The sequence below is a fragment of the Aestuariivirga sp. genome (assembly GCF_965227715.1).
GTDB lineage: Bacteria > Pseudomonadota > Alphaproteobacteria > Rhizobiales > Aestuariivirgaceae > Aestuariivirga.
Map to the genome: position 1 here is coordinate 692698 of NZ_OZ245771.1, position 26228 is coordinate 718925.

Annotated in this window: 24 protein-coding genes and 1 tRNA gene; 16 read left to right on the forward strand and 9 right to left on the reverse strand. The window is 63.2% G+C overall.

The window, feature by feature from the left end; translation table 11 throughout:
* The first annotated feature begins 235 nt into the window (after positions 1 to 235).
* Entirely contained in the window at positions 236 to 808 is a 573-nt protein-coding gene (locus ACO06F_RS03390) for a DUF2585 domain-containing protein (RefSeq protein ID WP_421695290.1), read from the forward strand.
* Between the two features lie 69 nt (positions 809 to 877).
* On the opposite strand, the gene ACO06F_RS03395 is transcribed toward ACO06F_RS03390, so the two are convergent.
* Complete coding sequence (locus ACO06F_RS03395) at positions 878 to 1852, reverse strand: GlxA family transcriptional regulator (RefSeq protein ID WP_421695291.1); 975 nt, start codon at positions 1850 to 1852, stop codon at positions 878 to 880.
* A gap of 52 nt (positions 1853 to 1904) precedes the next feature.
* On the opposite strand from ACO06F_RS03395, the gene ACO06F_RS03400 reads away from it, so the two are divergent.
* The 7 genes from ACO06F_RS03400 to ACO06F_RS03430 all read left to right on the forward strand — a co-directional run bounded on the left by ACO06F_RS03400 (position 1905) and on the right by ACO06F_RS03430 (position 9611).
* A complete protein-coding gene (locus ACO06F_RS03400) occupies positions 1905 to 2795 on the forward strand; it encodes a 3-keto-5-aminohexanoate cleavage protein (protein WP_421695292.1) in 891 nt (296 codons plus the stop codon).
* A gap of 178 nt (positions 2796 to 2973) precedes the next feature.
* Complete coding sequence (locus ACO06F_RS03405; RefSeq protein WP_421695293.1) at positions 2974 to 3951, forward strand: 3-hydroxyacyl-CoA dehydrogenase NAD-binding domain-containing protein; 978 nt, start codon at positions 2974 to 2976, stop codon at positions 3949 to 3951.
* A 10-nt stretch (positions 3952 to 3961) separates the two neighbouring features.
* Positions 3962 to 4732: an SDR family oxidoreductase gene (locus tag ACO06F_RS03410; protein ID WP_421695294.1), complete on the forward strand. Its 771-nt coding sequence runs from the start codon at positions 3962 to 3964 to the stop codon at positions 4730 to 4732.
* 9 nt (positions 4733 to 4741) lie between these two features.
* Positions 4742 to 5905, forward strand: coding sequence for an acyl-CoA dehydrogenase family protein (locus tag ACO06F_RS03415; protein WP_421695295.1), 1164 nt, complete (start codon positions 4742 to 4744; stop codon positions 5903 to 5905).
* Between the two features lie 105 nt (positions 5906 to 6010).
* A complete protein-coding gene (locus tag ACO06F_RS03420) occupies positions 6011 to 8047 on the forward strand; it encodes an acetate--CoA ligase family protein (protein WP_421695296.1) in 2037 nt (678 codons plus the stop codon).
* Complete coding sequence (locus ACO06F_RS03425) at positions 8044 to 8844, forward strand: carnitinyl-CoA dehydratase (RefSeq protein ID WP_421695297.1); 801 nt, start codon at positions 8044 to 8046, stop codon at positions 8842 to 8844. The genes ACO06F_RS03420 and ACO06F_RS03425 overlap by 4 nt, the downstream gene beginning before the upstream one ends.
* A complete protein-coding gene (locus ACO06F_RS03430) occupies positions 8829 to 9611 on the forward strand; it encodes an SDR family NAD(P)-dependent oxidoreductase (protein ID WP_421695298.1) in 783 nt (260 codons plus the stop codon). The genes ACO06F_RS03425 and ACO06F_RS03430 overlap by 16 nt, the downstream gene beginning before the upstream one ends.
* Positions 9612 to 9668: 57 nt before the next feature.
* On the opposite strand, the gene ACO06F_RS03435 is transcribed toward ACO06F_RS03430, so the two are convergent.
* Entirely contained in the window at positions 9669 to 9848 is a 180-nt protein-coding gene (locus ACO06F_RS03435; protein ID WP_421695299.1) for a hypothetical protein, read from the reverse strand.
* Between the two features lie 113 nt (positions 9849 to 9961).
* On the opposite strand from ACO06F_RS03435, the gene gcvA reads away from it, so the two are divergent.
* Entirely contained in the window at positions 9962 to 10885 is a 924-nt protein-coding gene (gene gcvA / locus ACO06F_RS03440) for a transcriptional regulator GcvA (RefSeq protein WP_421695300.1), read from the forward strand.
* A gap of 75 nt (positions 10886 to 10960) precedes the next feature.
* Here the strand turns inward: gcvA and ACO06F_RS03445 are convergent, their stop codons facing one another.
* Positions 10961 to 11242 (reverse strand): acylphosphatase, encoded by a 282-nt coding sequence (locus ACO06F_RS03445; protein ID WP_421695301.1) that lies wholly within the window; start codon positions 11240 to 11242, stop codon positions 10961 to 10963.
* The gene (locus ACO06F_RS03450; protein ID WP_421695302.1) at positions 11239 to 13209 is read right to left on the reverse strand and encodes an acetyl-CoA carboxylase biotin carboxylase subunit; all 1971 of its coding nucleotides are present in this window, start codon (positions 13207 to 13209) and stop codon (positions 11239 to 11241) included. The genes ACO06F_RS03445 and ACO06F_RS03450 overlap by 4 nt, the downstream gene beginning before the upstream one ends.
* A gap of 107 nt (positions 13210 to 13316) precedes the next feature.
* Here ACO06F_RS03450 and rlmB point away from each other — a divergent pair, with 107 nt between their 5' ends.
* Complete coding sequence (gene rlmB / locus ACO06F_RS03455) at positions 13317 to 14021, forward strand: 23S rRNA (guanosine(2251)-2'-O)-methyltransferase RlmB (protein WP_421695303.1); 705 nt, start codon at positions 13317 to 13319, stop codon at positions 14019 to 14021.
* Between the two features lie 44 nt (positions 14022 to 14065).
* Positions 14066 to 14140: transfer RNA gene (locus ACO06F_RS03460), tRNA-Thr, on the forward strand.
* Between the two features lie 5 nt (positions 14141 to 14145).
* Here the strand turns inward: ACO06F_RS03460 and ACO06F_RS03465 are convergent.
* The 4 genes from ACO06F_RS03465 to ACO06F_RS03480 form a co-directional block, all read right to left on the reverse strand.
* Positions 14146 to 15807 (reverse strand): glucosamine inositolphosphorylceramide transferase family protein, encoded by a 1662-nt coding sequence (locus ACO06F_RS03465; protein WP_421695304.1) that lies wholly within the window; start codon positions 15805 to 15807, stop codon positions 14146 to 14148.
* Complete coding sequence (locus tag ACO06F_RS03470; RefSeq protein ID WP_421695305.1) at positions 15782 to 16675, reverse strand: glycosyltransferase family 2 protein; 894 nt, start codon at positions 16673 to 16675, stop codon at positions 15782 to 15784. Before ACO06F_RS03470 ends, ACO06F_RS03465 begins: the two co-directional genes overlap by 26 nt.
* Positions 16676 to 16779: 104 nt before the next feature.
* The gene (locus ACO06F_RS03475) at positions 16780 to 18003 is read right to left on the reverse strand and encodes a flavin-containing monooxygenase (RefSeq protein ID WP_421695306.1); all 1224 of its coding nucleotides are present in this window, start codon (positions 18001 to 18003) and stop codon (positions 16780 to 16782) included.
* A gap of 90 nt (positions 18004 to 18093) precedes the next feature.
* A complete protein-coding gene (locus ACO06F_RS03480) occupies positions 18094 to 20187 on the reverse strand; it encodes an NAD(P)-binding protein (RefSeq protein ID WP_421695307.1) in 2094 nt (697 codons plus the stop codon).
* A gap of 200 nt (positions 20188 to 20387) precedes the next feature.
* On the opposite strand from ACO06F_RS03480, the gene ACO06F_RS03485 reads away from it, so the two are divergent.
* The 5 genes from ACO06F_RS03485 (at position 20388) to ACO06F_RS03505 (ending at position 24809) form a co-directional block, all read left to right on the forward strand.
* Positions 20388 to 21374: an ABC transporter substrate-binding protein gene (locus ACO06F_RS03485; protein WP_421695308.1), complete on the forward strand. Its 987-nt coding sequence runs from the start codon at positions 20388 to 20390 to the stop codon at positions 21372 to 21374.
* A 73-nt stretch (positions 21375 to 21447) separates the two neighbouring features.
* A complete protein-coding gene (locus ACO06F_RS03490) occupies positions 21448 to 22251 on the forward strand; it encodes an ABC transporter permease (protein WP_421695309.1) in 804 nt (267 codons plus the stop codon).
* Between the two features lie 2 nt (positions 22252 to 22253).
* Entirely contained in the window at positions 22254 to 23036 is a 783-nt protein-coding gene (locus ACO06F_RS03495; RefSeq protein WP_421695310.1) for an ABC transporter ATP-binding protein, read from the forward strand.
* Between the two features lies 1 nt (position 23037).
* Entirely contained in the window at positions 23038 to 23802 is a 765-nt protein-coding gene (locus ACO06F_RS03500; protein ID WP_421696610.1) for an SDR family NAD(P)-dependent oxidoreductase, read from the forward strand.
* 17 nt (positions 23803 to 23819) lie between these two features.
* Positions 23820 to 24809: a zinc-dependent alcohol dehydrogenase gene (locus tag ACO06F_RS03505; RefSeq protein WP_421695311.1), complete on the forward strand. Its 990-nt coding sequence runs from the start codon at positions 23820 to 23822 to the stop codon at positions 24807 to 24809.
* Between the two features lie 136 nt (positions 24810 to 24945).
* Here the strand turns inward: ACO06F_RS03505 and ACO06F_RS03510 are convergent, their stop codons facing one another.
* Complete coding sequence (locus ACO06F_RS03510; RefSeq protein WP_421695312.1) at positions 24946 to 25995, reverse strand: ABC transporter ATP-binding protein; 1050 nt, start codon at positions 25993 to 25995, stop codon at positions 24946 to 24948.
* Between the last annotated feature and the right edge of the window lie 233 nt (positions 25996 to 26228).

Below are 26228 nucleotides of genomic sequence, written 5' to 3' on the forward strand. Positions count from 1 at the left end.
CCCAGCGAAGGCTGGGGTGACGGAAAAAGAGGCAGGCGAACGCGGCGGATAATCGTCTTAGGCCTTGGCCCATGGCCTACCTTCTGTCTCATCAATGCATACCGTCATCCCAGCGAAGGCTGGGATCCCGCTGTCTTCTCCACACTTCACCGCCCGAAGCGGGACCCCAGCCTCCGCTGGGGTGACGGAAAGAGAGGCAGGTGCTGACAAAGGGGAATCGCATTAAAGCCCCCGCATGGTCTCGCCCCGCCCTTACCCGCGCAACAGCCTCCTCGCCATCGCGGCGATCGTGATCGCCACTGCCCTCACCCTCTGGCTCATGGGCCGCATCCCCATCTGCAAATGTGGGTATGTGAAGCTGTGGGAGGGAAGTGTTCTCAGTTCCGGCAACTCCCAGCATTTGTCGGACTGGTACTCCCCTTCCCACATCATTCACGGCTTCATTTTCTACGGCGTCTTGTGGCTGGTGGCGCGGCGGCTGCCGCTGGGCTGGCGGCTGGCCATTGCCACAGCCATCGAGGCCGGCTGGGAGATTTTCGAGAACACGCCCTTCATCATCAACCGATATCGCGAGGCGACGATCTCGCTTGATTACTTCGGGGATAGTGTCCTCAACTCCCTCTCCGACCTTCTGATGATGATGCTGGGCTTCTGGTTGGCGAGCAGGCTTCCGGTCTGGACCACGATAGGGATCGCCATCGTCATGGAGATCTTCGTGGGGCTTATGATCCGGGACAATCTCACCCTCAACATCATCATGCTTCTGTGGCCGCTGGACGCGATCCGCCAGTGGCAGATGGGACATTAGATATCAACGATGTCAATCAGCAGGGCAGGCACGTTCAGAATTTCTTCCTAATCTATTCTAGGATTAAAGTCAAGCCCTGAATGACGAGGGCGCCCTGCCATACCTTGCCCTGAAGCTCCTCGAAAACAGCGGCAGGGAGGAAAATCCGCAGGCCACCGCAATGTCGCGCATGCTCATCGTGGAATAGGTGATGAGCCGCTCCGCCTTCTCCAGCCTCAGCTTCAGGTAAAAGCCCATCGGCCGCTCGTGCAGCTTCTCCGCAAACAGCCGCTCCATCTGCCGCACTGAAATTCCGGCAAGCTGCGCGAGTGCTTCCGCATCGAGCGGGTCTTCCCCCTGCTCTTCCATGGCGGTGATGATCTTGAGAAGCCGCGCATCCGTCGTGCCATAACGCGCTGCGGCGGGCAGCCTTGCCTGGGCGGGCTGCTCGGCCGAGCGGTAGTGCACCAGCTGGTCCGCCACCAGCACGGCGAGCGGCCTGCCCAAAAGCCGGCCGATCCAATCCAGCATCATGTCGATCGCTGCGGCACCGCCTGCGCAGGTCATGCGGTCGCGGTCCGTCACATAGAGCGCCTGCTCGGCCTGCACCCGGGCGAAGCTCTCGCGAAAGCCGGGCAGGCTCTCCCAATGGCAAGTCGCCCGGTAATCATCGAGCAGCCCGGCTTCGGCCAAAAGAAACGGGCCGGTATCGATCGCCGCCAGCAGCACGCGCTTGCGGGCCAGCGCCTTCACCGCGCCGATCATCGGCCGGGTGATGCCCTTCTCCGGCTCATAGCTGGCGGAGATCACCGCCATGTCCGGCTTGCCGATATCCGCCAGACCGCCTGACACCGAAACCGGAATGTCGTTGGACGCCGCCACCGGCTGTCCATCGGCGGAGACGAAGCGCCACGAGAAGGTCCCTGCACCGGCGAACCGGTTGGCCACGCGCAAAGGTTCCAGCGCCCCATAGAGGGCGATCATCGAGAATTTGGGGATCAGCAGGAATGCCACGTCATATGTCGCCATGGCGGGAAAAGGAAAGCAGATGGCGGAAAAAGTCAAATGCTCATTTCCCGGGCAGCCTAGGGTCCCTGCCATCGTCAGGAGGATTCCCATGCAGCCCAAAGTTATCATCACCTGTGCCGTCACCGGAGCGGGGGACACGGTTGGCAAGCACCCCGCCATTCCCGTGACACCGGAGCAGATCGCCACGTCGGCCCTCGAGGCCGCCGATGCCGGCGCCACCATCGTTCATTGCCATGTGCGCGAACCCTCGACCGGCAAGGGCTCCCGCAAGGTGGAATATTATGCCGAAGTGATGCAGCGGATCCGCGCAAAGAACAAAGAGGTCATCATTAACCTCACCGCCGGCATGGGTGGTGACGTGGAAGTGGGCTCGGGCGCCAAGCCCCTCGATTTCGGACCCGGCACGGATTGCGTCGGCCCCGAAGAGCGGCTGATCCATGTGAAGGAGCTCCGCCCCGAACTCTGCACGCTCGATTGCGGCACGCTGAATTTCGGCGATGGCAACACCATCGTCATCCAGACGCCCGCCCAGCTGCGTGAGCAGGCACGGCTCATCAAGTCCTATGGCGTCAAGCCCGAGATGGAAATATTCGATTCAGGCAATCTGTGGTTCGGCAAGCAGCTCGTGGCCGAGGGCCTCATCGATGGCCCGCCCATGTTCCAGCTCTGCCTCGGCATCCCGTGGGGCGCCCCCTACGATACCGAGACCATGGCCTATCAGAAGGCCCAGCTCCCGGAAGGTGCCGTCTGGGCGGCCTTCGGCATCGGCCGCAATGAATTCCCCGCCGTGGCCCAGGCCGTGCTGCTGGGCGGTCATGTGCGCGTGGGCCTTGAGGACAATCTCTGGCTCGAGCGCGGCGTGCATGCCTCCAACGGCACGCTGGTGGCGAAGGCGGTGAAGATCATCGAACTCCTCGGCACCAAGGTCGCCTCGCCGGATGAAGGCCGCGAAATTCTGAAGCTGAAGCCAAGGCACTAACTTAATCGTCCTTCTCCCTTCACTTCTTATTCCTCTCCCCTTCAGGGGGAGGGGGAAGGGTGAGGGGGCCTATCCGCGAGTCCGCTTTCAACGACTGTAGGCGCTGCACAACCCCCTCACCCTGCCCTCTCCCCCACATGCGTGGGGGAGAGGAATGACAAACCTAGGGAGACACCACATGACCAAGATCCAAACCGTCGGCATCGCCGGCACCGGCCTCATCGGCGCGGGCTGGGCCGCCCGGCTGCTGTTCCGCGGCTTCGACGTCATCGCTTATGACGTGTCGTCCACGGCGGAACCCAAGCTCAAGGCACAGATCGCCACCGCTTGGCCATCGCTCGAAGCCCTCCTCGGCAAGCCCAAGAAGGAAGGCAAGCTCACCTTCACCACCGACTTGGCTGAAATGGCCTCGAAGGCAGACTTTATCCATGAGGCAGCGCCAGAGCGCGAAGACCTCAAGATCAAGCTGTTCCGCGACATCGATGCCGTGGCCGCCCCGCATGTGGTGATCTCGTCCTCTTCCTCGGGCTTCCTACCCACCAATCTGCAGAGCCAGTGCAAGCATCCGGGCCGCGTGGTGATCGGGCATCCATTCAATCCCGTCTATCTTTTGCCGCTGGTGGAGCTCGTCCCCGGCGAGAAGACCTCGACCGAAGCCATGGACCGCGCCGCGGCCTATTTCGAAGCGATCGGCATGCATGTTCTCCGCCTCAAGAAAGAGATCATGGGTTACATCTGTGACCGCCTGCAGGAAGCGCTGTGGCGCGAGGCGCTGCACATCCTCAACAAGGACATCGGCACCACCGGGGACATTGACGACTCGATCGTCTATTCCGCCGGCATGCGCTGGGCCTTCATGGGCTCCTTCCTTACCTATCACCTCGCCGGCGGCCCCGGCGGCATGCGGGACTTCATCAAGCAGTTCGACCCCTCGCTGGAGTTGGACTGGACCGACCTCAAATATCCGAAGTGGAACGAGACGCTGGAGAAGCGCCTTGTGGAAGGCTGTGAGGATCAGGCCGCTGGTCAGTCAGTCGCCGAGATCGAGGCCAAGCGCAACGCCGTGCTGGTCGACATGATGAAGGTGTTCCAGAAGCACCAGATCGGCGCTGGACTTGTGCTGGAGCGCGAGCTCAAGTCACGCAGCGAAACCTGAGGAGGCCCCGATGCCACAACAACGCGTGATGATCACCGCCGCAGCGGATGGAATCGGCAAGTCCCTTGCCCGCGCCTTCGCCGCAGAAGGGGCGCGGGTTCATATCTGCGACGTGAACGAATCCGCTTTGGAGCAATTCCGCCGCGAGTTTCCTGACATTGCCGCAAGCAAGGTCAACGTTCGCAGCGAGGGCGAGATCGACGCGTGGTTCGATGATGCACTCGACGATCTTGGCGGCCTCGACGTGCTGGTCAACAACGCTGGCATCAAAGGGCCCACGGCACCGATTGAGGATGTGGAGCTTGATGAGTGGCGCGAGTGCCTGGACATCTGCCTCGACTCCTATTTCCTCTGTGCCAGGCGGGCGGCACCCGTGATGAAGGCACAGAAGTCCGGCATCATCATCAACATGTCATCCAACGCCGGCCAGCACGGCTTCGGCAACCGCACGCCCTATGCGGCCGCAAAATGGGGTGTGGTCGGCCTCACCAAGTCACTCGCCATTGAACTCGGCCGCTACAATGTCCGCTGCAACGCCATTTGTCCGGGCTCCGTCAAAGGGGACCGCATCAACCGCGTGATCCAGGGCGAGGCGGATGTGCGCGGCGTTCCGTTTGACGTGGTGGCCAAGGAAATCGTCGGCAACCAGTCTCTCGAGCGCTTGACGGAGCCTGAGGAAGTGGCGGCACTCGCCGTGTTTCTCGCCTCCCCCGCCGCCTTCATGATCAACGGTCAGGACATCGCCATCGATGGCCATGTCGAGACATTCCATATCAAGTGAGCACAGCGCATGGATTTCAACCTCACTGACGAACAGCAGATGATCATCAAGACGACGCGCGATTTCGTCGTCAATGAACTCTACCCCTATGAAGCCGAGGTCGAGGAGACGGGCGTTCTCCGTCATGATCTCCGCGACCAGATCAAGGCCAAGGCCATCGAGGCGGGGCTCTATGCCGCCAACATGCCCGCCGAAGTGGGCGGCGCCGGGCTCGATACGCTCACCTGGGTGCTTTACGAAAAGGAGCTGGGCCGGGCCAATTACGCCTTGCACTGGACCTGCGTGGCAAGGCCTTCGAACATCCTGATGGCCTGTGAAGGGGCGCAGCGGGAGCAGTATCTGTTCCCCGCCGTGCGCGGTGAGAAGTCAGACTGCCTGGCGATGACAGAACCGGGTGTGGGTTCCGACCTGCGCGGCATGAAGACCTTCGCCAAGGCGGATGGTGATGACTTCATCATCAATGGCACCAAGCATTTCATCAGCCATGCCGATGAGGCGAGCTTCGTCATTCTCTTTGCCGCGACGGGTGAAGAAGAAACCTCGCGCGGCAAGAAGAAGCTGATCACGGCATTCCTGATCGACATGGGAACACCTGGCTTCACGGTCAGGCCCGGCTACAAGAACGTCTCACACCGGGGTTACAACAACTGCATCCTCGAATTCACCGATTGCCGCGTGCACAAGTCGCAAATTCTGGGCGAAGTGCACAAGGGCTTCGAAGTGGCCAATGACTGGCTGGGTGCCACCCGCCTGCAAGTTGCCGCCACCTGCATTGGCCGGGCCGAACGCGCGCTGGAGCACGCCAAGCAATATGCGGTGGACCGCCAGCAATTCGGGCAGCAGATCGGCAAGTTCCAGGGTGTTTCCTTCAAACTTGCAGATATGGCCATGGAGCTGAAGGCCGCCGAACTCCTCACGCTGGAGGCCGCGTGGAAGTTCGACAACAAGACGGTCACCGACATGGACATGGCCATGGCCAAGCTCAAGGCCACCGAGATGCTGGCTTTCGTTGCGGATGAGGCCATTCAGATTCACGGCGGCATGGGGCTGATGTCAGACCTGCCGCTGGAGCGCATCTGGCGCGATGCCCGGGTGGAGCGCATCTGGGAGGGGACGAGCGAGATCCAGCGGCACATCATCTCGCGCGCGCTGCTGCGGCCGCTGGGTGGTTAAAATTGAAATGCCGTCACCCCAGCGAAGGCTGAGGTCCCGCTTCGGGCGCCCAAAGCGGGATTGCCAGCCTCCGCTGGCATGACGGGTGTGAATGATGGACATTGCATGAAATCCCTCACCCGCCTCCTGAACCCCAAATCCATTGCCTTCATCGGCGGCAATGAGTGCGCCATCGCCATCCGGCGCACGAAGGAACTTGGCTTCACCGGCACGATCTACGCCATTCACCCGAAGCGGGAAGAACTCTCCGGCATTGCCACTCTGCGCTCGGTCGAAGACATTCCCGGCCCGGTTGATGCCGCCTTCGTCGCGGTGAAGAACGTGCCCACTGTCGATGTCGTCCGTGTACTGAGCGAAAAGGGTTGCGGCGGGGCCGTGGTCTATGCGGCAGGCTTCGCAGAGACCGGAAACACCGATCTCCAGCGCCAGCTGCTCGAGGCGGCCAACGGCATGCCGCTGATGGGGCCCAATTGCTATGGCTTCGTCAACACCCTCTCGCGCGCCGCGCTCTGGCCGGATGAGACCGGGCTCGAACCCGTGGAGCGTGGCGTGGCGCTGATCACCCAATCAGGGAACATCGCCTGCAACTTCACCATGATGATGCGGGGGCTTCCCGTGGCCGCCGTCTTCTCCATCGGCAACCAGGTCGACGTCGGCATGCATGACATGGTGGAGACGCTCTCCGCCGATCCGCGCATCTCGGCCATCGGCCTCCACGTCGAGGGCCTGCCGGATGTTGCTGCCTTCGCCCGTGCCGCAGCGGTGGCCCGCCACCGCAAGGTTCCAATCGTGGTGCTGAAGACGGGCCGCTCCGAACAGGGTGCCAAGGTTGCGATGAGCCACACCTCATCGCTCGCCGGCGCCGATACGCTCTATGACGCGCTGTTCGAACGTTATGGCATCGCCCGCATGAAGTCCGTCTCCGCCTTCGCCGAGACGCTGAAGTTCCTGCACAATGGCGGGCCCATCGCGGGCTCGCGGCTGGTGTCCCTCTCCTGCTCCGGCGGTGAAGCTGCTTTGGTGGCGGATATGGCGCTGGAGCGCAATGTCAGCTTCCCGCCCTTCAATGACGAGACCCGCCCACGCGTGGCGGCCACGCTCAATGAATATGTGTCGATTGATAATCCGCTGGATTACCACACCTTCATCTGGGGCCAGCCGGAGAAGCTCACCGCCACCTTCACGGAGGTGCTGAAGGGCGGCTTTGACGTGGGCATGGTGATCCTCGATACACCAACCCACCCCAAGATGAAGCCGGAGGCCTGGGCCACCACGGCGCGGGCCATGGCCGCTGCGGCCAGGGCCACCGGCGCCCGCGCTGCCGTCGTCGCCTCGCTGTCCGAAGGCATGCCGCTGTCACTCGCGGCTGAGCTTTCGGAGTCAGGCGTTGCGCCCATGATGGGGCTTGACGATGCCTTGACTGCCTTTGAAGCCGCGGCATCCATAGGCCGCAACTGGGCGCGCGATGAGGAGCCGCCGGCGATGCTGGCGCCCATCGTCACTGGCACGGATGAGCGCGTGCTGAGCGAGCATGAAGCCAAGCAAATGCTGAAGGCCCATGGCCTCAGCGTGCCCGAAGGCATCGTCTGCAAGGCATCGGATTCAGTGGCCGCCGCCAACAAGCTCGGCTACCCGGTGACGCTCAAGGTCTCCTCAGCGGCAATCGCCCACAAGACGGAAGCGGGCGGCGTGGCGCTGAACCTGAAGACGGCTGCTGAGGTGCAAGAGGCTGCTGCCCGCATGGCCAAGCTCGCGCCCGATGTGCTGGTGGAGCGCATGGTAACGGGGGCCGTTGCGGAACTGATCATCGGCCTCACGTCAGACCCGCAATTCGGCACGGCACTGGTTGTCGGTGCGGGTGGCATCCTCACCGAGCTTTTGAAAGATTCCGTTACGCTGATCCTGCCCACCACCCGAACGGAGATCGAGCAGGCACTCCGTACACTGAAGGTCTGGAAGCTCGTTGAAGGGTTCCGCGGCAAATCCGGCGACGAAGCCGCTGTGACCGATGCTGTAGAGGCGGTGGCGCGGTTTGCCGGTGCCAATCGCGGCCTCATCGAGGAGCTTGACGTCAACCCCCTGCTGGTTCTGAAACACGGCGCTGTCGCCGTCGATGCGCTGATCAAGATGAGGACACCATGACCGTTCACGAAACCACAACCGGCCCGCTGCATGTGACGAAGAACGGCCGCGTTCTCGAAGTCCGCATCGAACGCGGCAAGGCCAATGCCATCGATGCCGCGACCAGCCGCATCATGGGCGATATCTTTGCAGGCTTCCGTGATGACCCTGAGCTGCGCGTTGCCATTCTCACCGGCACGGGGGAAAAATTCTTCTGCCCCGGCTGGGATTTGAAAGCGGCAGCCGAGGGCGAGGCGCCGGATTCGGACTATGGCGTGGGCGGCTTCGGCGGCTTGCAGGAATTGCCCGGCCTCAACAAGCCGGTGATCTGCGCGGTCAATGGCCTCGCTTTCGGCGGCGGCTTCGAGATCATGATCTCGTGTGACATCATCATCGCGGCAGAGCATGCCACCTTCGCACTGCCTGAGATCAATTCCGGCACGGTGGCGGATGCAGCCTCCATCAAGCTGCCGCGCCGCATCCCCTATGCGGTGGCGATGGAAATGTTGTTCACCGGCCGCCGCATCGATGCAAGCGAAGCCAAGCATTGGGGCCTTATCAATGAAGCCGTTCCGGCCGATCAGCTGATGGCGCGCGCCCGGGCTGTGGCTGAACAATTGGCCGATGGCCCGCCGCTGGTGTTCGCCGCGATCAAGGAAATCACCCGCGAAACAGCGCATCTTCCCGTGCAGCAGGCTTTTGATATGGTGACCAAGCGCAAGCTCAAGAGCGTGGATGTGCTCTATTCCAGCGAAGATCAGCTGGAAGGGGCCAAAGCCTTCGCTGAAAAGCGGAAACCCCAGTGGCAGGGCAAGTGAGCTTCGACTTCACGGGCAAACGCGTCCTGGTGACGGGCGGCACGCGCGGCATCGGGCGCGGGGCGGTGGAGGCCTTCCTCACCGCCGGGGCGCGCGTGGCGGTCAACGGCCGGACAGACCAGTCCACCAACGCGGCGCTGGCCACACTCAGCATCGAGGCGGTGGCGGCACCGGGGGATGTGGCAACCGCGGGGGGCTGCCGCGCCGTGGTTGCGGCGGCCGTTGCTGAGCTCGGTGGCCTCGATGTGCTGGTGAATTGTGCCGGCATCGCCACGGGCGGCCCGGTTGACGGTGTGAGCGAAGAGACCTGGGACGCGATTGTCGATATCAATCTCAAGGGCAGCTTCTTCTGCCTGCAGGCCGCTCTGCCGCATCTCCGCGCGTCCCTTGGCAATGTTGTGAACCTCGCCTCTGACGCAGGCCTCATCGGCGAAGTTGGTTTATCCGTCTACTGCGCATCGAAGGGCGGCGTGGTCAATATGACGCGCGCGCTCGCGCTGGAGCTTGCGCCGGATATCCGCGTCAACGCCGTGTGCCCCGGTTATGTGGATACGGATATGGTCCGCCGCGACGTGATCGACGCCGCAGCCAACCCCGCTGCCGCCGAAGCCGCACTCAAGGCCTCAGCCCCCTTGAACCGGATCGCCACGCCGGAGGAAATCGCGAGCGCGATCCTCTACCTCGCCTCCGATGCCGCGAGATTCATGACCGGTGCTGCCCTGCAAATTGATGGGGGCACCACCGCGGGCCACCCGCGGCAGGCGTAACTCCAAACAAAAAAAGGGCCCCGGCTTCTGCACCGGGGCCTTCAGGGGAGAGAGGGTTCAGCCAACCAGCCACATGCGGCTGGAGCGGCGGATGCGGGACTGCTCACCCTCGAGCTCCTCAAAGGCGGAGGCGCTGGCGGGGGTGGCGGAAAGGGATGTGAGCGTCTGGCGCAGGGCAGAGCCCAGGGTGCTCCAGAGGGGGTTCGAGAGGTGGAGGGCGGCGATCTGGCGGGTCATGTTCTTCAACGTTTGTTATGTGTTTGTGTGTGGATTGAGAGATAAACCTGTGCAGACCTATACACAAACGAAGTGTTCTAGGTTAATCTTCAAGATAAACTTGAGGATTGCCCATGTTGCGCCACATTCCCGGACTGGCCTCGCTCAAAGCCTTTGATGCCTCGGCCCGGCATTTGAACTTCACCCGCGCCGCTGCGGAGCTGAATGTTACCCCCGCGGCGGTGAGCCACCAGATCAAGGAGCTGGAAGAAGCCGTGGGCGCACCCCTGTTCCAGCGCACCAGCCGGCACATGCAGTTGACGCGCCAGGGCCAGATGCTGAAGCCCGCCATCGGCGATGCGCTGGAAGGCCTGACGCGCGCGCTGCAGCGCTTGCGGCAGCTCGAAAACCCCACCCAGGTTCGGATTACCGCGTCTCCTTCGATTGCCGCCAAATGGCTGGTGCCGCGGCTGGACCGGTTCCTCGATTCGGTGCCCGGCGCCGATGTGCGGATCGATGTGTCCTCGGAGCCCTTGGATTTCGAGCGCGAGGACATTGATGTGGCGATCCGCTTCGGCGATGGCGTTTATCCCGGCCTGCTGGTCGAGAAGCTGTTCCATGACACGCTGTTTCCGGTGTGCTCGCCCAGCCTGCTCAAGGGCGCCAAGCGGCTGAAGGAGCCCAAGGACCTGCTGCAATTCACCCTGATCCACCTGGATTGGGAGGCGCAGGGTGCCGTCTGGCCCAATTGGCGCATGTGGATGAAGGCAGCGGGCGTCAAGGATTTCAATGACAGCCGGGGCCTGCATTTCAGCCAGACGTCGCTTGCCCTCCAGGCCGCACTCGATGGCCATGGCGTGGCCCTGGGCGATTCGACGCTGGTGGGCGATGATCTGGCCTCAGGCCGGCTGGTGAAGCCCTTCGAGCTGGCGCTGCGGAGCCCGGCACAATTCGCCTATCACCTGATCACCAGGCGCGATGCCGCCGAACGGCCGATGACCAAGGCCTTCCGCAACTGGATCATCGCGGAGGCGGCGGCCAGCCAGGGCGAGCGGTAGGGATGGCGGTCTTGCAGCCCCTACCCTTCTCCCGTCGCGACGCGATGGGAAAAGGGAAAGAAATGGCATCTCCCGCTAAACCGTCGGCCAGACGCCGAAACCTTTCCACTCTCCCGGCGGATGGTCTTGCGTTTTCACGGCCTTCACCAGCGCCATGCGGGGGCCCCGGTGACAGGCGACGATCATGCTTTGGATGTCTTCCTCTTCACCCTGGAAGACCGCCTCAACCGAACCGTCACTGCGGTTGCGCACATAGCCGCGAAGGGCACGCTGTTTCGCCTCGCCCTCCACATAGGCGCGGAAGCCCACGCCATGCACCCGGCCCTCCACGATCACATGAAGGGCCTTCACGCTCATGCGAATTCCATGATGACGGCATCGACCTGCAGGCTGTCACCCTGCTTGGCATTGATGGATTTGATGGTCACGTCACGTTCCGCGCGGAGGATGTTTTCCATCTTCATGGCCTCTACAATGGCCAGGGGCTCACCCGCCTTCATCTCCTGGCCCACCGTGGCGGGGATCGCGATGACGAGGCCGGGCATCGGGCAGAGGAGCTTTTTCGAGGTGTCGGCCGCGACCTTCTCCGGCATGAGCTTCGCAAGCTCCGCCTCGCGCGCGGTATAGACATGGGCGTCCAGTACCACGCCGCGATAGGACAGCCTGTAGCCATTCAGAATGCGCTTCACCTGAACGGTGACGTGGCCCTGCCCCAGATCGGCAGAAAAGACAGGCTGGCCCGGCACCCAGCCACAAGCATCGGCCACCGCATCCGTATCCCTGGAGATGGTGACGGGTATCCAGTCACCCCCCAACTTCACAATGCGGCTGGTGGCGAAGGTGACGCCATTGCCGGTCATCTGCCCGTTGATGAGGCGCTTCCGGCGGTTTTCCACATGATCGAGGATGGTGGCGGCCCTCGCCAGCGTCTCCTTGATCTCCGGCGTGATTTCATGGCCCGTGAAGCCCCCCGGAAACTCCTCCGCGATGAAGCCGGTCGAAAGCGCGCCGGACTGCCAGCGCGGGTTCTCCATGATGGCCGAGAGGAAGGGAATATTATGCTGGATGCCGTCGATGTGGAAGGAATCGAGCGCCACGGCCATTGCGGCAATGGCTTGCGCACGGGTGGGCGCATGGGTGCAGAGCTTGGCGATCATGGGATCGTAGTAGATCGAGATTTCGCCGCCCTCATAGACGCCCGTATCGTTCCGGACGGTGACGCCCTCTGCCAGATGTTCCGCAGGCGGACGGTATTTGACGAGGCGGCCGGTGGAGGGGAGGAAGTTCCGGTACGGGTCTTCCGCATAGATGCGGCTTTCGACGGCCCAGCCCTTCAACGTCACATCCGACTGGCGGATGGCCAGCTCTTCGCCGGCCGCCACGCGGATCATCTGCTCGACGAGGTCGATCCCCGTGACGAGCTCCGTCACCGGGTGTTCCACCTGCAGCCTTGTGTTCATCTCAAGGAAGAAGAAGGAGCGGTCCTGGCCTGCAACGAATTCGACGGTTCCGGCCGAATCGTAGTTCACGGCCTTGGCCAGCGCCACCGCCTGCTCGCCCATGGCGCGGCGCGTCTTCTCGTCGAGCAGGGGTGATGGCGCCTCCTCGATCACCTTCTGGTTCCGGCGCTGGATCGAGCATTCGCGTTCGCCCAGATAGATGACGTTGCCGTGCTTGTCGCCCAGCACCTGGATCTCGATGTGGCGCGGGTTCACGATGAATTTCTCGATGAACACCCGGTCATCGCCGAAGGAGGATTTGGCCTCTGACTTGGCGCGGGTGAAGCCCTCCTTCACCTCGGCCTCGGCATAGGCAATGCGCATGCCCTTGCCGCCGCCGCCGGCGGACGCCTTGATCATGACGGGGTAGCCGATCTCGCCCGCGATCTTCACCGCTTCATCGGCATCTTCGATGATACCCATATATCCCGGAACGGTGGAGACCCGCGCGGCCGCGGCGGCCTTCTTCGATTCGATCTTGTCGCCCATCGCATCGATTGCCGCCGGGTTGGGGCCGATGAAGGTGATGCCGGCAGCAGCCAGCGCCTTGGGGAAGGCGGAGCGTTCGGAGAGGAAGCCATAACCGGGGTGTACGGCCTCGGCCCCGGTTTTGAGGCAGGCCTCGACGATCTTGTCGATCACCAGATAGGACTGGGCGGCGGCAGGCGGACCGATGTGCACCTTCTCATCCGCCATCTCCACATGGAGCGCGCGGGCATCGGCATCGGAATAGACGGCGACCGTCTTGATGCCCATCAGGCGGGCTGTCTTGATGACACGGCAGGCGATTTCGCCCCGGTTGGCGATCAGTATTTTCTTGAACATGGAACCCCAATGCCTTTTCGGGCCGGGGTTTTAGACTGATCGGGGGCCCCCGGCAATCACACCAAAGGCGAGACTCCTCCAGCGGCCTGCGCTATAGGCCCAAGGCCATGAGCGAGCCCAATGACATCATCTATGGCGTCCACCCCGTGGCCGAGGCGCTGAAGAACCCCAAGCGCAAGATCTATTCCCTCAAGGCGTCGAAGAACGCCGCCGACCGGCTGGCGGCCGAAATCGAAGCCTCAGGCATTGCAGCCGAAATCGTGCACCCGAAGGAGCTGGACAAGCGCCTGGGCGATGAGGCGGTGCACCAGGGCCTTCTGATGGAGGCTAAGCCCCTCAACCAGCCCCGCCTCGACCAGATCGAGAAATCCGGCATTGTGGTGCTGCTGGACCAGGTGACGGACCCCCACAATGTGGGCGCGATCCTGCGCACCTGTGCCGCCTTCAACGTGACGGCACTCGTGGCCACCGCCCGCCACAGCCCGGATGCCTCCGCCGTCCTGTTCAAGAGCGCGTCCGGCGCCTATGAACATGTGCCCTTCGTCAAGGTGACGAACCTCTCCCGCGCCATGGCGGAGCTGAAGGATTACGGCTTCCGCATCCTGGGGCTCGACAGCGATGCGCCGGAGGATATCTCCGCCGTGGACCGCGCACCCCCCGTGGCCATCGTGATGGGGGCGGAAGGCAAAGGCCTGCGCGAACTCACCCGCAAGAGCTGCGATCACCTGGTGCGGCTGGACATGAACGGCCCCATCCGCAGCCTCAACGTCTCCAACGCCTGTGCCGTAGCACTTTACGCCATGACACGCTGACCCGCTTGCGGTTCGCCTTTCCGCCTATTATGGAAGGCTCCGGCGCCGGATTAGCTCAGCGGTAGAGCAGCGGTTTTGTAAACCGAAGGTCGGGGGTTCAATCCCCTCATCCGGCACCATTTCCTCAGAAACCGCCTTTAGCTGATCCCACCGCGAATCCCATTGTGGATGCGCTGAGATGGGTGATCCCCTGGCCGTCCGGCAGGCCTGGGGGTGGAGTGGTTTTTTGTTCGGCGAAGTGTTCGGGGGTGAGTGTGGTGATTTCCATCCACTGGCAACTCTCAGTGGTTTCCGTAAGCATGAGCCGCAAGAGGCGGCCTGTGGGGTCTGGGCCCAGGACGCCCGCACAGAGGCCGGTTCCCGCCGGGGCGTGGCCATAGAGGTGCTGGCTGTTGATGGGATGGGACGTGAACGGGGCTGACGCGACGTCCGGCGACATGTGGATTTCGAGACGACGGTTGGCGTCAGGCCCTGCCACCGAGGTGAACAGATAGTCCATGCCCTCATGGTGCAGAAGCATGCTGTTTCTTGCATCAATTCCGGACAGGAGGCGTTTGGCAGGACGCCAGCGGTGGGGGAATTCAAGACAGGCATAAAGATCCACCGTGCGGCGTGCCGCAGTTTCGGGGATCATGTAAAGGGCGCTCCCCCGCGCGAAGAGATGGGGGAAGGACACATGCGTGGTGAAGGCACCGAAGACGCCCTCGCCATCCACCTCCACAGGGTGTTGCTGGTTGCCGCCCAGCGCCATCGCGACCAGGCGCCCGCGGTTTTCGGCATAGGCGAAGCGCGTGGCAAAGAGCCATTGCGCGCCGTCCCTTTCAATGAGGAAGGGATGCGCAAGGCTTGTGTAGGGTTGGGTTTCGATCCCGCGCGGGGTGCCGCCACCGGGCGCCACGGCAACGCGATTTCGCTCGCGCCACCAGCGCAGAAAACCTCGCATGCGCCGCTTGTGGAAGTCCTCAAGCCTGAGCCCCACGCGATCAAGCGCCTTCCACAGGCGGCGCCAGGCGCGGGCGGGGAGATCGAGCCATGTGGGAAGGCTGGGCCAGAGCTTGTTGCGCGTGGTGAGATAGGAGATGGGCCGCATCGAGGAGATATCGACCTCCTCGGTTCCGAGCACGATCTCGCCCCGCCATTGCGCGGCCAACAGAAGAGCGGAGAACAGCGTCTGGTCGAAGCGGTGGCTGGGGTCTGGGTCCGCAGGCGTGATCAGCTCCGCCTGCTGGGCGAGGCTGGCCCAGCGCTTGATGAATGCCCCTGGCACCGGCTGGCGCGTGTCGAAGCCACAGGCACCGGCCACGCGTTCCGGCAGATGAAGAATTTCAGGTGGCAGGTTGAGGCGCGCGAGAACACGCGGGTCGGCCCGGCCCATCAGCGGCGTCTGGCCCTGAAGCGTCCAGAAGCCGGTTTCGGCAATCGAGCGGAGTGGACGATCGATCGCCGTGCGGAACAGGGTGGCGGCATCGAACCAGAACATTGGCCCCTGCCATGTGTCCGCCGCTTCGGCGATGATCATCGGCTTCCATGCGAAGCCCGAGAGCTTGGCGGCATGGCCCGGTGCCGCGGCGAAATTGAAGCTCATGAAGGTGGCTTGGGGGAAGCGGCGCACGAGCCTTTCCCGCGTGGCGGGCTTCATGCCTAAGTCGAAAACGCGGAATTCATGCTGCAGCATCAGCCCCGCCCGCTCGGCGGAAGCCAGCATCTGCCAGAGGCAGCGGGCATAGGCTTCGTTGCAGCCGGTGAGGATCAGCGCCCGCTCACCCATTGGCCGGGCGCCTGCCATAGAAGCGGGCTTCCACACCGCAGGCACCCAGAACAATTCCGGCGATGAAGCAGAGATCGGCCATGGCGGCGTTGAGGCGCCAGGGCTCGAAGGGCGACCAGACCAGATGGTTCAGCGCATAGCCGAGTTTCCGCAGGCATTTGCCAATCAGCGCCCCGGTACGCTTCACCAATGAATGATGCCGGAGCAGCACGATACGTGCCTCAGACATGCCGTCCCGCAGGCCGCGGCGCCAGACATAGCGGCGCTTCAGCCGCGCCTCAGAAATATATTCATGAACCGCGGCGTCCTGGGCGATGACATGCGCGGCGCCAGCTTCCACGAGGCGGCTCAGCAATTCATTGTCTTCGCCGCCAATGAAATTCAGATCGGCGTGGAACCAGTCTTTCTCATCCACCGGCAGGATCGATGCCCGGACGATCAGGTTCGAAGTGCAGAAGGAATTGCCCGTGTTGTGAAAGAACGCCCCCTTCGTGGCCCAGGCGGGAGGCCTGTGGGCGAAGTCCGGAATGACCGGCCCCGTGGCGAAACCCCCACCCGTCTCCTCCATCACGCGCACAAGGCCCGAGAGCCAGCCAGGTGCGGGATATTCATCGTCATCGATGAAGGCGATGAACGCCGGTGACTGTTCCAGCGCCAGGCGGAGTCCGGCATTGCGCGCGGCGGCGAGGCCGGGGGCGGCCACACGACGGTATTGAATGGCGAGCTGCGGCCGGAAGGAGGTGGCGATCACCTCGGAGGACTGAGCGCCATTGTCGACGATGCAGATGGGCACCTCTGCCTCGCCAGGGCGGGACAGGGATTCGAGGAGAATTTTCAGGAGATCTGGTCTGTCGCAGGTACAAATCAGTATCGCAGCTTTTACCATCACGAGACCGGAAAGAGGGATTGCAGGAGCGGTTTTGGCGCCCCTTGCGCGTGCAGGGTGCTATATTGCATCACTGCCGCGAACGCCAGCCCCCGGGGGAGCCCTCACCCCCGCTGCGCAATGTGGCCTGCGAGATAATCCGCGTCATGCCACACGCCCCAGATGAAGGGCGAAGCGCGGCGTGACAGCCAGGGGAGGCCGAGGAAATAAAGCCCCGGCACTTTCGAGACGCCGCGCTCATGTTCGGGCCTGCCCTTCTCGTCGAAGGCGTCGAATTTGATCCAGCCGAAATCGAGGGCATAGCCCGTGGCCCATATGATCGAGGTGATTCCCGCCTGCTTGAGGTCAAGCGAGCGGATCGGGTGGGTGACGCTCTCGGGGTCCTGTTCCGTGCGGCGGGCGTCGGGCTCCTCTGGGAAATCGAGGCCGTTTTTCGCGATATAGGCGTCAGCCTCATCGAGAACGGAGAGGTAATTCCGTGTGCCGGTTTCGACGTTGCGGGCCAGATCATCAGCGAAATGCTGTTTGCCATCGGCGTAGGTTTCGGTGCGGCCCACGAGGGTGATGCCGCGCTGGCCCAGGCGGCGGAAATCCACCGTGTGGCCACCATAGGCACCGCTGACGGCGATGGTGACGTGCTCCGTGCCCGGCGTCACGGTCTTTGCGTCCCACTTGCCGAGGGCGCCCAGCCACCACACGAAATCCTTGCCGCGATAGGCGCGCGGCGGCCGGTCATGTGGGCCGACCGAGAGATAGACGCGGCGGCCCGCACGGTGCAGTTCATCCGCGATCTGCGCGCCTGACGATCCTGCGCCGATCACCAGCACAGCACCATCGGGCAGCTGCGCGGGATTGCGGTAATTGGCGGAGTGGATCTGCATGATGCCGGCAGACTCCGGCACCAGCGCCGGAAGAAGGGGCTTCTGGAATGGGCCGGTTGCGGCCACCACATTCCGGGCCTCGATCACACCATCCGAGGTTTCGGCGCGGAAGCCCGAACCGTCATCCTTGCGGGTCAGCGCCGTGACCTCCACTCCACAGCGGATGGGGCTCGCGTTCTGCTTGGCGAAATCTTCCATGTAGCGCACGATGTCGTCACGCGTGGCGAAGGCGTCGGGGTCACAGTCGAACTGGCGGGTGGGGAAACGGTCATGCCAGGCCGGGCCATTGGCGACGAGAGAGTCCCAGCGTTCGGACCGCCAGCGCTCCGCAATGCGGCGGCGCTCCACAACGAGATGCGGAAGGCCGCGCTGCCCCAGATGCTCGCTCACGGCAAGGCCCGCCTGACCGGCGCCGATCACCAGTGTTTCGACCTTCTCAACCGACATGCCGCCGCCCCCTGCCCCTTGAACACGCTGCCGGTGTTCTAGCGGAGATGCGGCTGCGGCGAAAACCACATTTCGCCGCAGCATCTGGCTTCAGGCGGAGGCCTCCCAGTAGAAGGGACCGGCGGTGAGTTCCGTCACCTCGCGGCGGAAACTCTGGGGGATGGGCCCCTGCTCTTCATCGAACTCCTCGGCGTAGCGCCTGCCGGACCAGACGGCCGCAGCGATGGTGCCGGGCGCCAGCGCATCGCCGATGACGGAGACGGAGCGGAGCCCGGCCGCTGCCCAGTCTTCGCGCCGGGCTTCCACCTCACGCGCCAGCACATTGTGGGGAAGCCGCGCGGTGACCATGATGGCGGAACAATCCTCCACCACCGTCTCCTTGCCGGTGAAGATGCAGGAGAGCGTGACACTGGACCCTTCCGCCCGGATGAGGCCGTGGTGGGAGACGATCTTCACCCCCAAATTCACCAGCCGGTGCTGCACGAAGAGCTGTTCCATGGTCATGCGCATCCAGGTCGAAACCTCGGAGGCCGTCGTCACCACGGAGACGGTGTGGCCCTCCTTCACCAGGAGCTCCGCCAGCACGCCGCCCATGTAATAATGGTCGTCATCATAGATCACGACATTGGGGTGTTTGGGCCTGGCACCCGACATCAGCTCTTCGGGGGTGAGCACATCGGCGCCTGCAAGGGGTGCCGCGCGCAGCAGCCTGCGGCCCACGCCATCACTGCGCCAGGCGGAGCCCGTCGCAATCGCCACATGGGCGAAGCCGAAGCCCAGAATGTCGTCCGCCGTCAATGCGGAGTCGCGGTAGAGCGTGACGCTGGTGGATTGCTGGATCTGGCCCAGCCGGTAATCCGCCACGCGCCGCCAGGCCGAGAGGCCGGGAAGCCTGCTTTCGCGCATCACGCGGCCGCCGGGCTCGCCCTTCTCGGCCAAGGCCACCTCAACCCCGCGCCGGCCAAGCATCATTGCCGCTTCGAGGCCGGCGGGACCAGCGCCGACGACGAGCACGCGGGAATTGGGCTTCGCCGCCCGGATCTTCTCCGGGTGCCAGCCGCGCCGCCATTCATCGCCGAAGGATGGGTTCTGTGTGCAGCGCGCGGGCGTCATGGTGAAATCGCCTGCGACGCACATGTTGCAGCCGATGCATTCGCGGATATCTTCGATACGCCCTTCCTCGATCTTTTTCGGCAGGTAGGGATCTGCAATCGAGGGCCGGGCCGCGCCGATCAGATCGATCACGCCGTCGCGCACCAGCTTCACCATCAGGTCCGGCGAGGTATAGCGCCCGACGCTCACGATGGGCTTGGTGGTGAGCGGCTTGATGCCCTTGATGAAGGGAAGCTGGTAGCCCTCCTCCGCGAAACGCGAGGTCTGGCTGTCATTTTCCCAGCCTGAGAGGGTCAGGTCCCACAGATCGGGCAGTTCGGCAAGATGGCCGATAATGTCCTGCGCTTCCGCCGCGTGGATGCCTTCTTCGCCCACCATTTCGTCAACCGAGATGCGGCAGGGCACAGCACATGTGTCCCCCACGGCGTCCTTCGTGTCTTCGATCAGTTCCTTGAGGAAGCGTGCGCGGTTCTCGAGGCTGCCGCCATATTCGTCCGTTCGCGCATTGAAGCGGCGCGAGAGGAAGTACATCGGCAGGCCGAAGAGCTTTCCGGCATAGACATAGATCAGGTTGAAACCGGCGCGTTTGGCCCTGAGGGCTGCATCCCGGTGCCATTTGCGGAAGTCCCTTATGTCCTGCTTGTCCATGGCGCGAACCTGAACAGGGTCGCTGAAATAGCTGTAGACGGGAAGGTCCATCGGCCCCAGCGGGATCTCGCGTGAGTAGAGGTTGGGCGCGTTCATGCTGTTGTGCGCGAGCTGCAACCCGGCAAGTGCGCCCTTCGATTTCACCGCATCCGCGATGCGGGCCAGCATGGGAATGTCCTTATCGTCCCAGATGCGCAGCTCGATGAAGGGGGCGATGTCACCCGTCGGGTGGATTTCCACCTGCTCGGTGCAGACGACACCCCAGCCGCCTTCCGCCTTGATCGCCCGCATGGTGGCGAGCGCGGTCGCATCACGGTAGCCCATGCCATTGCAATGAGGCACCTGGAAGAAGCGGTTCTTGGTGGTGACGGGACCGATCTTCACGGGCTCGAACAGAATATCGTAGCGCGGGTCACGGCTCATGTGTCAGGTCCTCCCGGTGAGTGGCCTCCGAGACTAGCCTTGCAAACGAGCCTGCTGCAATGACGCAAGGTGGTGTTCGCTCATGCAAAAAAACACTTTTCCCTGTGGCCGCCACATGCTCCAATAGCGGGAGATTGGCAGGGCTGCGCGACAGAATGGCCCGCTACCCCATGGGACGTGAAACCAGAGGAACGAGACAGATGACGATCAAGAAGCTTTTGACATTCGCCACGGGTGCCGCAGCCGCCGTGGTGATGGCCGTTTCGGCCATTCCGGCTGATGCGGGCACTCTGCGGCTGGGCATGACCACCTGGGTGGGCTACGGCCCCATGTTCCTGGCGCGCGACAAGGGCTTCTTCAAGGAGAACGGCCTGGACGTCGACCTGCGCATCATCGAGGACGCCTCGATCTACATGGCGGCCGTGGCCGCAGGCGAACTCGATGGCAATGCCTCGACGCTTGACGAGATCATGAAATACCGCTCGCCCGATTTCTGCTTCAAGGCGGTGGTGGCGCTTGACGACAGCCATGGCGGAGACGGCGTTCTGGTGCGCGACGGCGTCAATTCCCTGAAGGACCTGAAGGGCCAGCAGATCGGCATGAATGAGGGCTCAGTCTCGCAATTCTGGTTCAACATTCTCTTGACCCGCGAGGGGATGACGGAGAAGGACCTCGAGATCACCAACATGACGGCGGATGACGCCGCAGCCGCCTTCATCGCAGGCCAGATACCGGCCGCCGTCACCTGGGAGCCGCATCTCTCACTGGTGCGCGAGAAGAAGCAGGGCAAGGTGCTGATCGATTCTTCCGAGACACCGGGCCTCATCGTCGATGTGGTGGATCTCACCTGCGACTACATCAAGAACAATCCGAAGGACGTCGAGGCTTTCGTCAAGGGCCTCTACAAGGCCGTCGACTTCATCAAGACCAATCCGGATGAAGCCTATGCCATCATGGCCAAGGGCGTTGGCGGCTATCTCGAGAAGCCCGAGGATTTTGCGGAAGCCGCCAAGGGCGTGCGCTTCTATGATCAGGCCCGCAATGTGGAGTTCTTCGGCACGCCGGACAAGGGCGAGGCGAAGGATCTGATGGCGATGGGCAACAAGATCTGGGGCGGTTTCCAGAAGATGAAGATGGACATCGGCTACAACGATCTGATCGATCTCACCTTCGTCAATCCGAAGTGACGATTTCGCAAGCGCTGTGATGCAGGGCGGGCTATCAGGCCCGCCTTGTTCCCATTCCGGATAACGCCCCTCAATGCCCCCCAGACGTTCGCTGCTCCAGAGCTTTGCGCGGCCCTTCGGCGAGATTCCCGCGGCCGCGGCCCTTGTTGCTGCGTGTATGGTGTGGGCGGCCGTGCTGGGCACCTGGGCATTCGCCACCTACGGCGGCTTTGTGGCCGACATGTTCCTGCCGGTGCCGGATGCGGTGATCCGCCGGGGCATTACGCTCGCCTCGGACGGCACGCTGTTCTTCCACATCTGGTCCAGCGTAAAGGTGGTGATCCTCGGCTTCCTGCTCTCAGCCGTGATTGCCGTTCCGCTGGGCCTTTACATGGGCACCTACAAGATCGTGCAGGCAGCGCTGGAGCCCCTCGTCAACTTCATCCGCTATCTGCCCGTCACATCGCTGGTGCCGCTGTTCATCCTGTGGATCGGCATCGGCATCGGCCAGCGCATCACGGTGATCTTCTTCGGCGTGTTCTTCTCCCAGCTGATCATGATCGCGGACGAGGCCCATGCTGTTTCGCGCGATCTGGTGAACGCCAGCTACACGCTGGGCACCAAGCGCAAAGAGGCCATCTGGCATGTGATCTTCCCCGCCGCCCTTCCCAACATCATCAACACGCTGCGCGTGACCATGGGCTGGGCCTGGACTTACCTGGTGGTGGCGGAGCTGGTGGCGGCGAATTCCGGGCTGGGGTTCATTTCGCTCAAAGCCATGCGCGGCTTTCAGGTGGATACGATCTTCCTTGCCATCATGCTCATCGGCCTTCTGGGCCTCATCTCCGACATGGCCTTCCGCCTGCTCAGGCGCTGGCTTTGCCCGTGGGCTGCCTGATCATGGATGATGTGAAGGGCAGCCTCTCCATCCAGAACGTGACCCTCATCTATGGCAAGGGCGAGAAGCAGGTTCTGGCGCTGGACGGCATCTCATTCGACGTGCGCTCCAACGAGTTCACCGTCATCGTGGGCCCTTCGGGCTGCGGCAAATCCAGCCTGCTTTACATTGCGGCGGGACTGACGGATGCGAGCTCAGGGAGCATCCTCGCATCGGGGAGGCCGGTGGATGAGCCCGGTGCCGACCGTGGCATGGTGTTCCAATCCTACACCTTGTTTCCCTGGCTCACGGTGCGGAAGAATGTGGAATATGGCCTGCGCCGCAAGACCATGCCGCAGGCGGAGCGCGAGAAGATCGTCGACTATTATCTGACCGAGATCGGCCTCAGTGGCTTTGCCGATCATTACCCCAAGCAGCTTTCGGGCGGCATGATGCAGCGTGTGGCGATTGCGCGGGCGCTGGCAAATGATCCGGACATCCTGCTGATGGATGAGCCCTTTGGCGCGCTCGACAGCCAGACGCGGCATTCCATGCAGAAGCTTCTGCTGCGCGTATGGGAGCATTCGCACAAGACGGTCGCCTTCGTGACGCATGACATCGACGAGGCGATCCTGCTGGGGGACCGCGTCATTGTGATGACGGCCAGGCCCGGCAAGGTGAAGGCAGATATCCGGATCGACATTCCGCGGCCGCGCACGCCGGACGTGGAACTTGAATCTGAATTTATCGCGCTGAAGCGCCGCATTCTTAACGAGCTCCGCGACGAGATCGATGAGGACCATTGAGATGGCGGATCTCTCGCTCTTCGATCTCACGGGGCAGACGGCACTGGTGACAGGGGCCAGCCGTGGCATCGGGCAGGAGATCGCTGTGGCGCTTGCCCGCGCCGGGGCGGATGTGGCCATCACCGCGCGCGATGCCGCAAGCCTTGCGGCCTGCGCGGAGCTCATTACCTCGCTCGGAGGCACGGCCTATCCGCTGGCGCTCGATGTTCGGGATGTGAGCCAGATCAGCGGCGCCGTTACCGCCGCCGCGGACCGCCTGGGCGGCCTTTCCATTCTGGTCAACAATGCGGGTGTGGAACAGGTCACGCCCTCGCTCGAGGTGACGGAAGCCATCTGGGACAATATCCTCGATACCAATCTGAAAGGCGCCTTCTTCTGCGCGCAGGCTGCCGCGAAGGCGATGACGGCGGGCGGCGCGATCATCAACCTGTGTTCGCTCACCACGGAGGTCGGCATTCCCACCGCCGTGCCTTATGGGTCGTCCAAGACCGGCCTTCTGGGCATGACGCGGGCGCTCGCCGCCGAATGGGCGCCACTGGGCATCAGGGTCAATGCCATTGCACCGGGCTATTTCCGCACCGCCATGACGGAGGAGTTCTACCAGAACGAGGCGTGGCAGATGGCGATGCAGGCCAAGATCCCAATGGGCCGCTTTGGCGCGCTTGCCGATCTGGACGGGATTGCCGTGTTCCTCGCTTCGCGGGCTTCAGCCTATATCACTGGGCAATGTTTTCCCGTGGATGGCGGCTTCCTCGCCTCGATCTGACAATAGCGGAGTGCCACATGAAAGCCGTCAGGCTCCATGCCCAGAATGACCTTCGGGTGGAAACCGTGCCGGCACCTCAAGCGCCCGCGGCAGGATGGGTGGCGCTCGATATCATCGCTGCCGGGATCTGCGGCTCGGACCTTCATAACTTCCGCACGGGACAATGGATCACGCGGAGCCCGTCCATTCCGGGCCATGAGCTGATCGGCCGGGTGAGCGCCCTGGGCGAGGGCGTCACCGGCCTTTCAATCGGCGACCGTGTCGTGGCGGACTCGCGTTTCTGGTGCGGAGACTGCGCGGCGTGCGAGGCCGGCGACCATCACCTCTGCGAGCGGCTGGGTTTCATAGGGGAAATCTGCGACGGCGGCTTTGCGGAGATGACCGTCCTGCCGCGCCGCCTGCTCCATCGCCTGCCAGAGGACCTTGCCGATGATGCGGCCGTCATGGCGGAGCCCGTTGCGGTGGCGCTTCACGCCGTGCGGCGCCTTCGCCTGGAGCAAGATGCGCCCGTGCTGATCGCCGGATGCGGGCCGATCGGGGGGCTGGCCGCATTGATCCTCTCCGACCTCGGCCACCGGGACATTCGGGTGGCAGACCGGAATGGGGCCCGGGCTGGCCTCGTGGCGGAGGTGACGGGTGCGCGGGTTGTGTCGCTCGATTCGAACACGGACTCGCGTGTGCGTTACGGGATCGAAGCGACGGGCAGCACGGCCGCGCTCCGGGCGCTGCTAAGCTGCATCGGTAACGGCGGGGCGATCGCGCTCGTCGGCATCATGCATGGAACGCTCGAGCTTGATCCCAATCTGCTGGTGGAGCGGGAGGTGAGCCTCATCGGCTGCCATGCGTTCAAGGACGAGATGCCGGAGGCAATTTCCCTCCTCGCCCGCTGTGCCGATCGCGCGCGGGCGCTGGTTGAATCCGAGATCGGTCTGGACGATGTGCCCGAGGCCTATCGCCGTCTCATTGCGGGCGAGACCGTGGGCCTCAAGACGATCATCCGGCCCTGAGGATCAGATCGCCTCGCCGCCTGCCGCATGGGGTCAGCATGGGCCTCCAAGAACTGCTTGCCGGCATGACGGCTCTCTCGACGGCAGGAAAAAAGCCAGAGTCAGCGAACCAATTGCAAGCGACGGGCCGTGAGTCTCAGATCCTCTCGCCGCCCGCCGCATCGAACAGGTAGCAGCGGCTGATGTCGAAGCTGAGGCCGATGGGGGTTCCCAGTTCCTGGCGGAAGCTGCGGTGTGCCTTGGCGACCACCATCTGCTCGCCGGCGAGGGCGGAGACGAGCGTCTGGTCGCCCGTGGGTTCGAGCGAATAGAGGTTGGAGCGGAGATGGCCTTCGCCCGGTGCCGCGATGGTGATGTCCTCCGGCCGCACGCCCAAAATCACGCTCTTGCGGTTGCCCTGCCCCACGCCTTCCACCCGCGTCGAGGCGCCGATGAAGCCGCCGTTCTCGATATCGCCCTTGATGAGGTTCATGGGTGGCGCGCCGATGAAGCCGGCGACGAAGACGTTGGCGGGGTTGTTGTAAACCTCATCGGGCGTGCCGAGCTGCTGGATCTTGCCCTTGTTCATGATGGCGATGCGGTCTGCCAGCGTCATCGCCTCGATCTGGTCATGCGTCACATAGACGGTCGTTGTCTCCAGCCGGCGCTGAATGTGCTTCAACTGCGCGCGCATGGTGAGGCGGAGCTTGGCATCAAGGTTGGAGAGCGGCTCGTCCATGAGGAACACCCGCGGGTGCCGCACCACGGCGCGGGCGAGTGCCGCGCGCTGGCGCTGGCCTCCAGACAGGGCGCGGGGCTTCCGGTCCAGAAGGTCGCCCAGTTCCACAATCGCTGCGGCCTCGCGCACCATCGGATCCTGGCGTTCCTTCGGCACGCCGCGCATGCGCAAGGGGAAGCGGATGTTCTCGTAAATCGACATGTTGGGGTAGAGCGCATAGGACTGGAACACCATGGCCACGTCCCGGTCGCGCGCGTCCACGTCATTGACGTTTTCGCCGTCGATCACGATCTCGCCGCCCGTGGGGTCCTCGAGGCCTGCGATCATGCGCATGGTGGTGGTCTTGCCGCAGCCCGAGGGGCCGAGGAACACCATGAACTCCTTGTCGCGCACTTCCAGGTCGATCGCATCCACGCCGACCACCGGCCCCCAGGCCTTGCTGATTTTCCTGAGACTGATCGATGCCATGGCTCACTGCACTCCCTTGCCACCACAAAGTTTCACACATTTGACACCAAATGCAAGATGGGAATGCAATTGTGTCGTATTCCAACTGGCGCTAAACCCCTTTCTGAGATGTTTGAGATGAAGAAGGCCGGAGCGTTTGCACTGCAAAAGGCGCTTCGCACTTGCGAAATGGGATGGCATGCCGCAAACAATACTTATTGACACTACACTACACAAAAGTATCCTATTCTCAA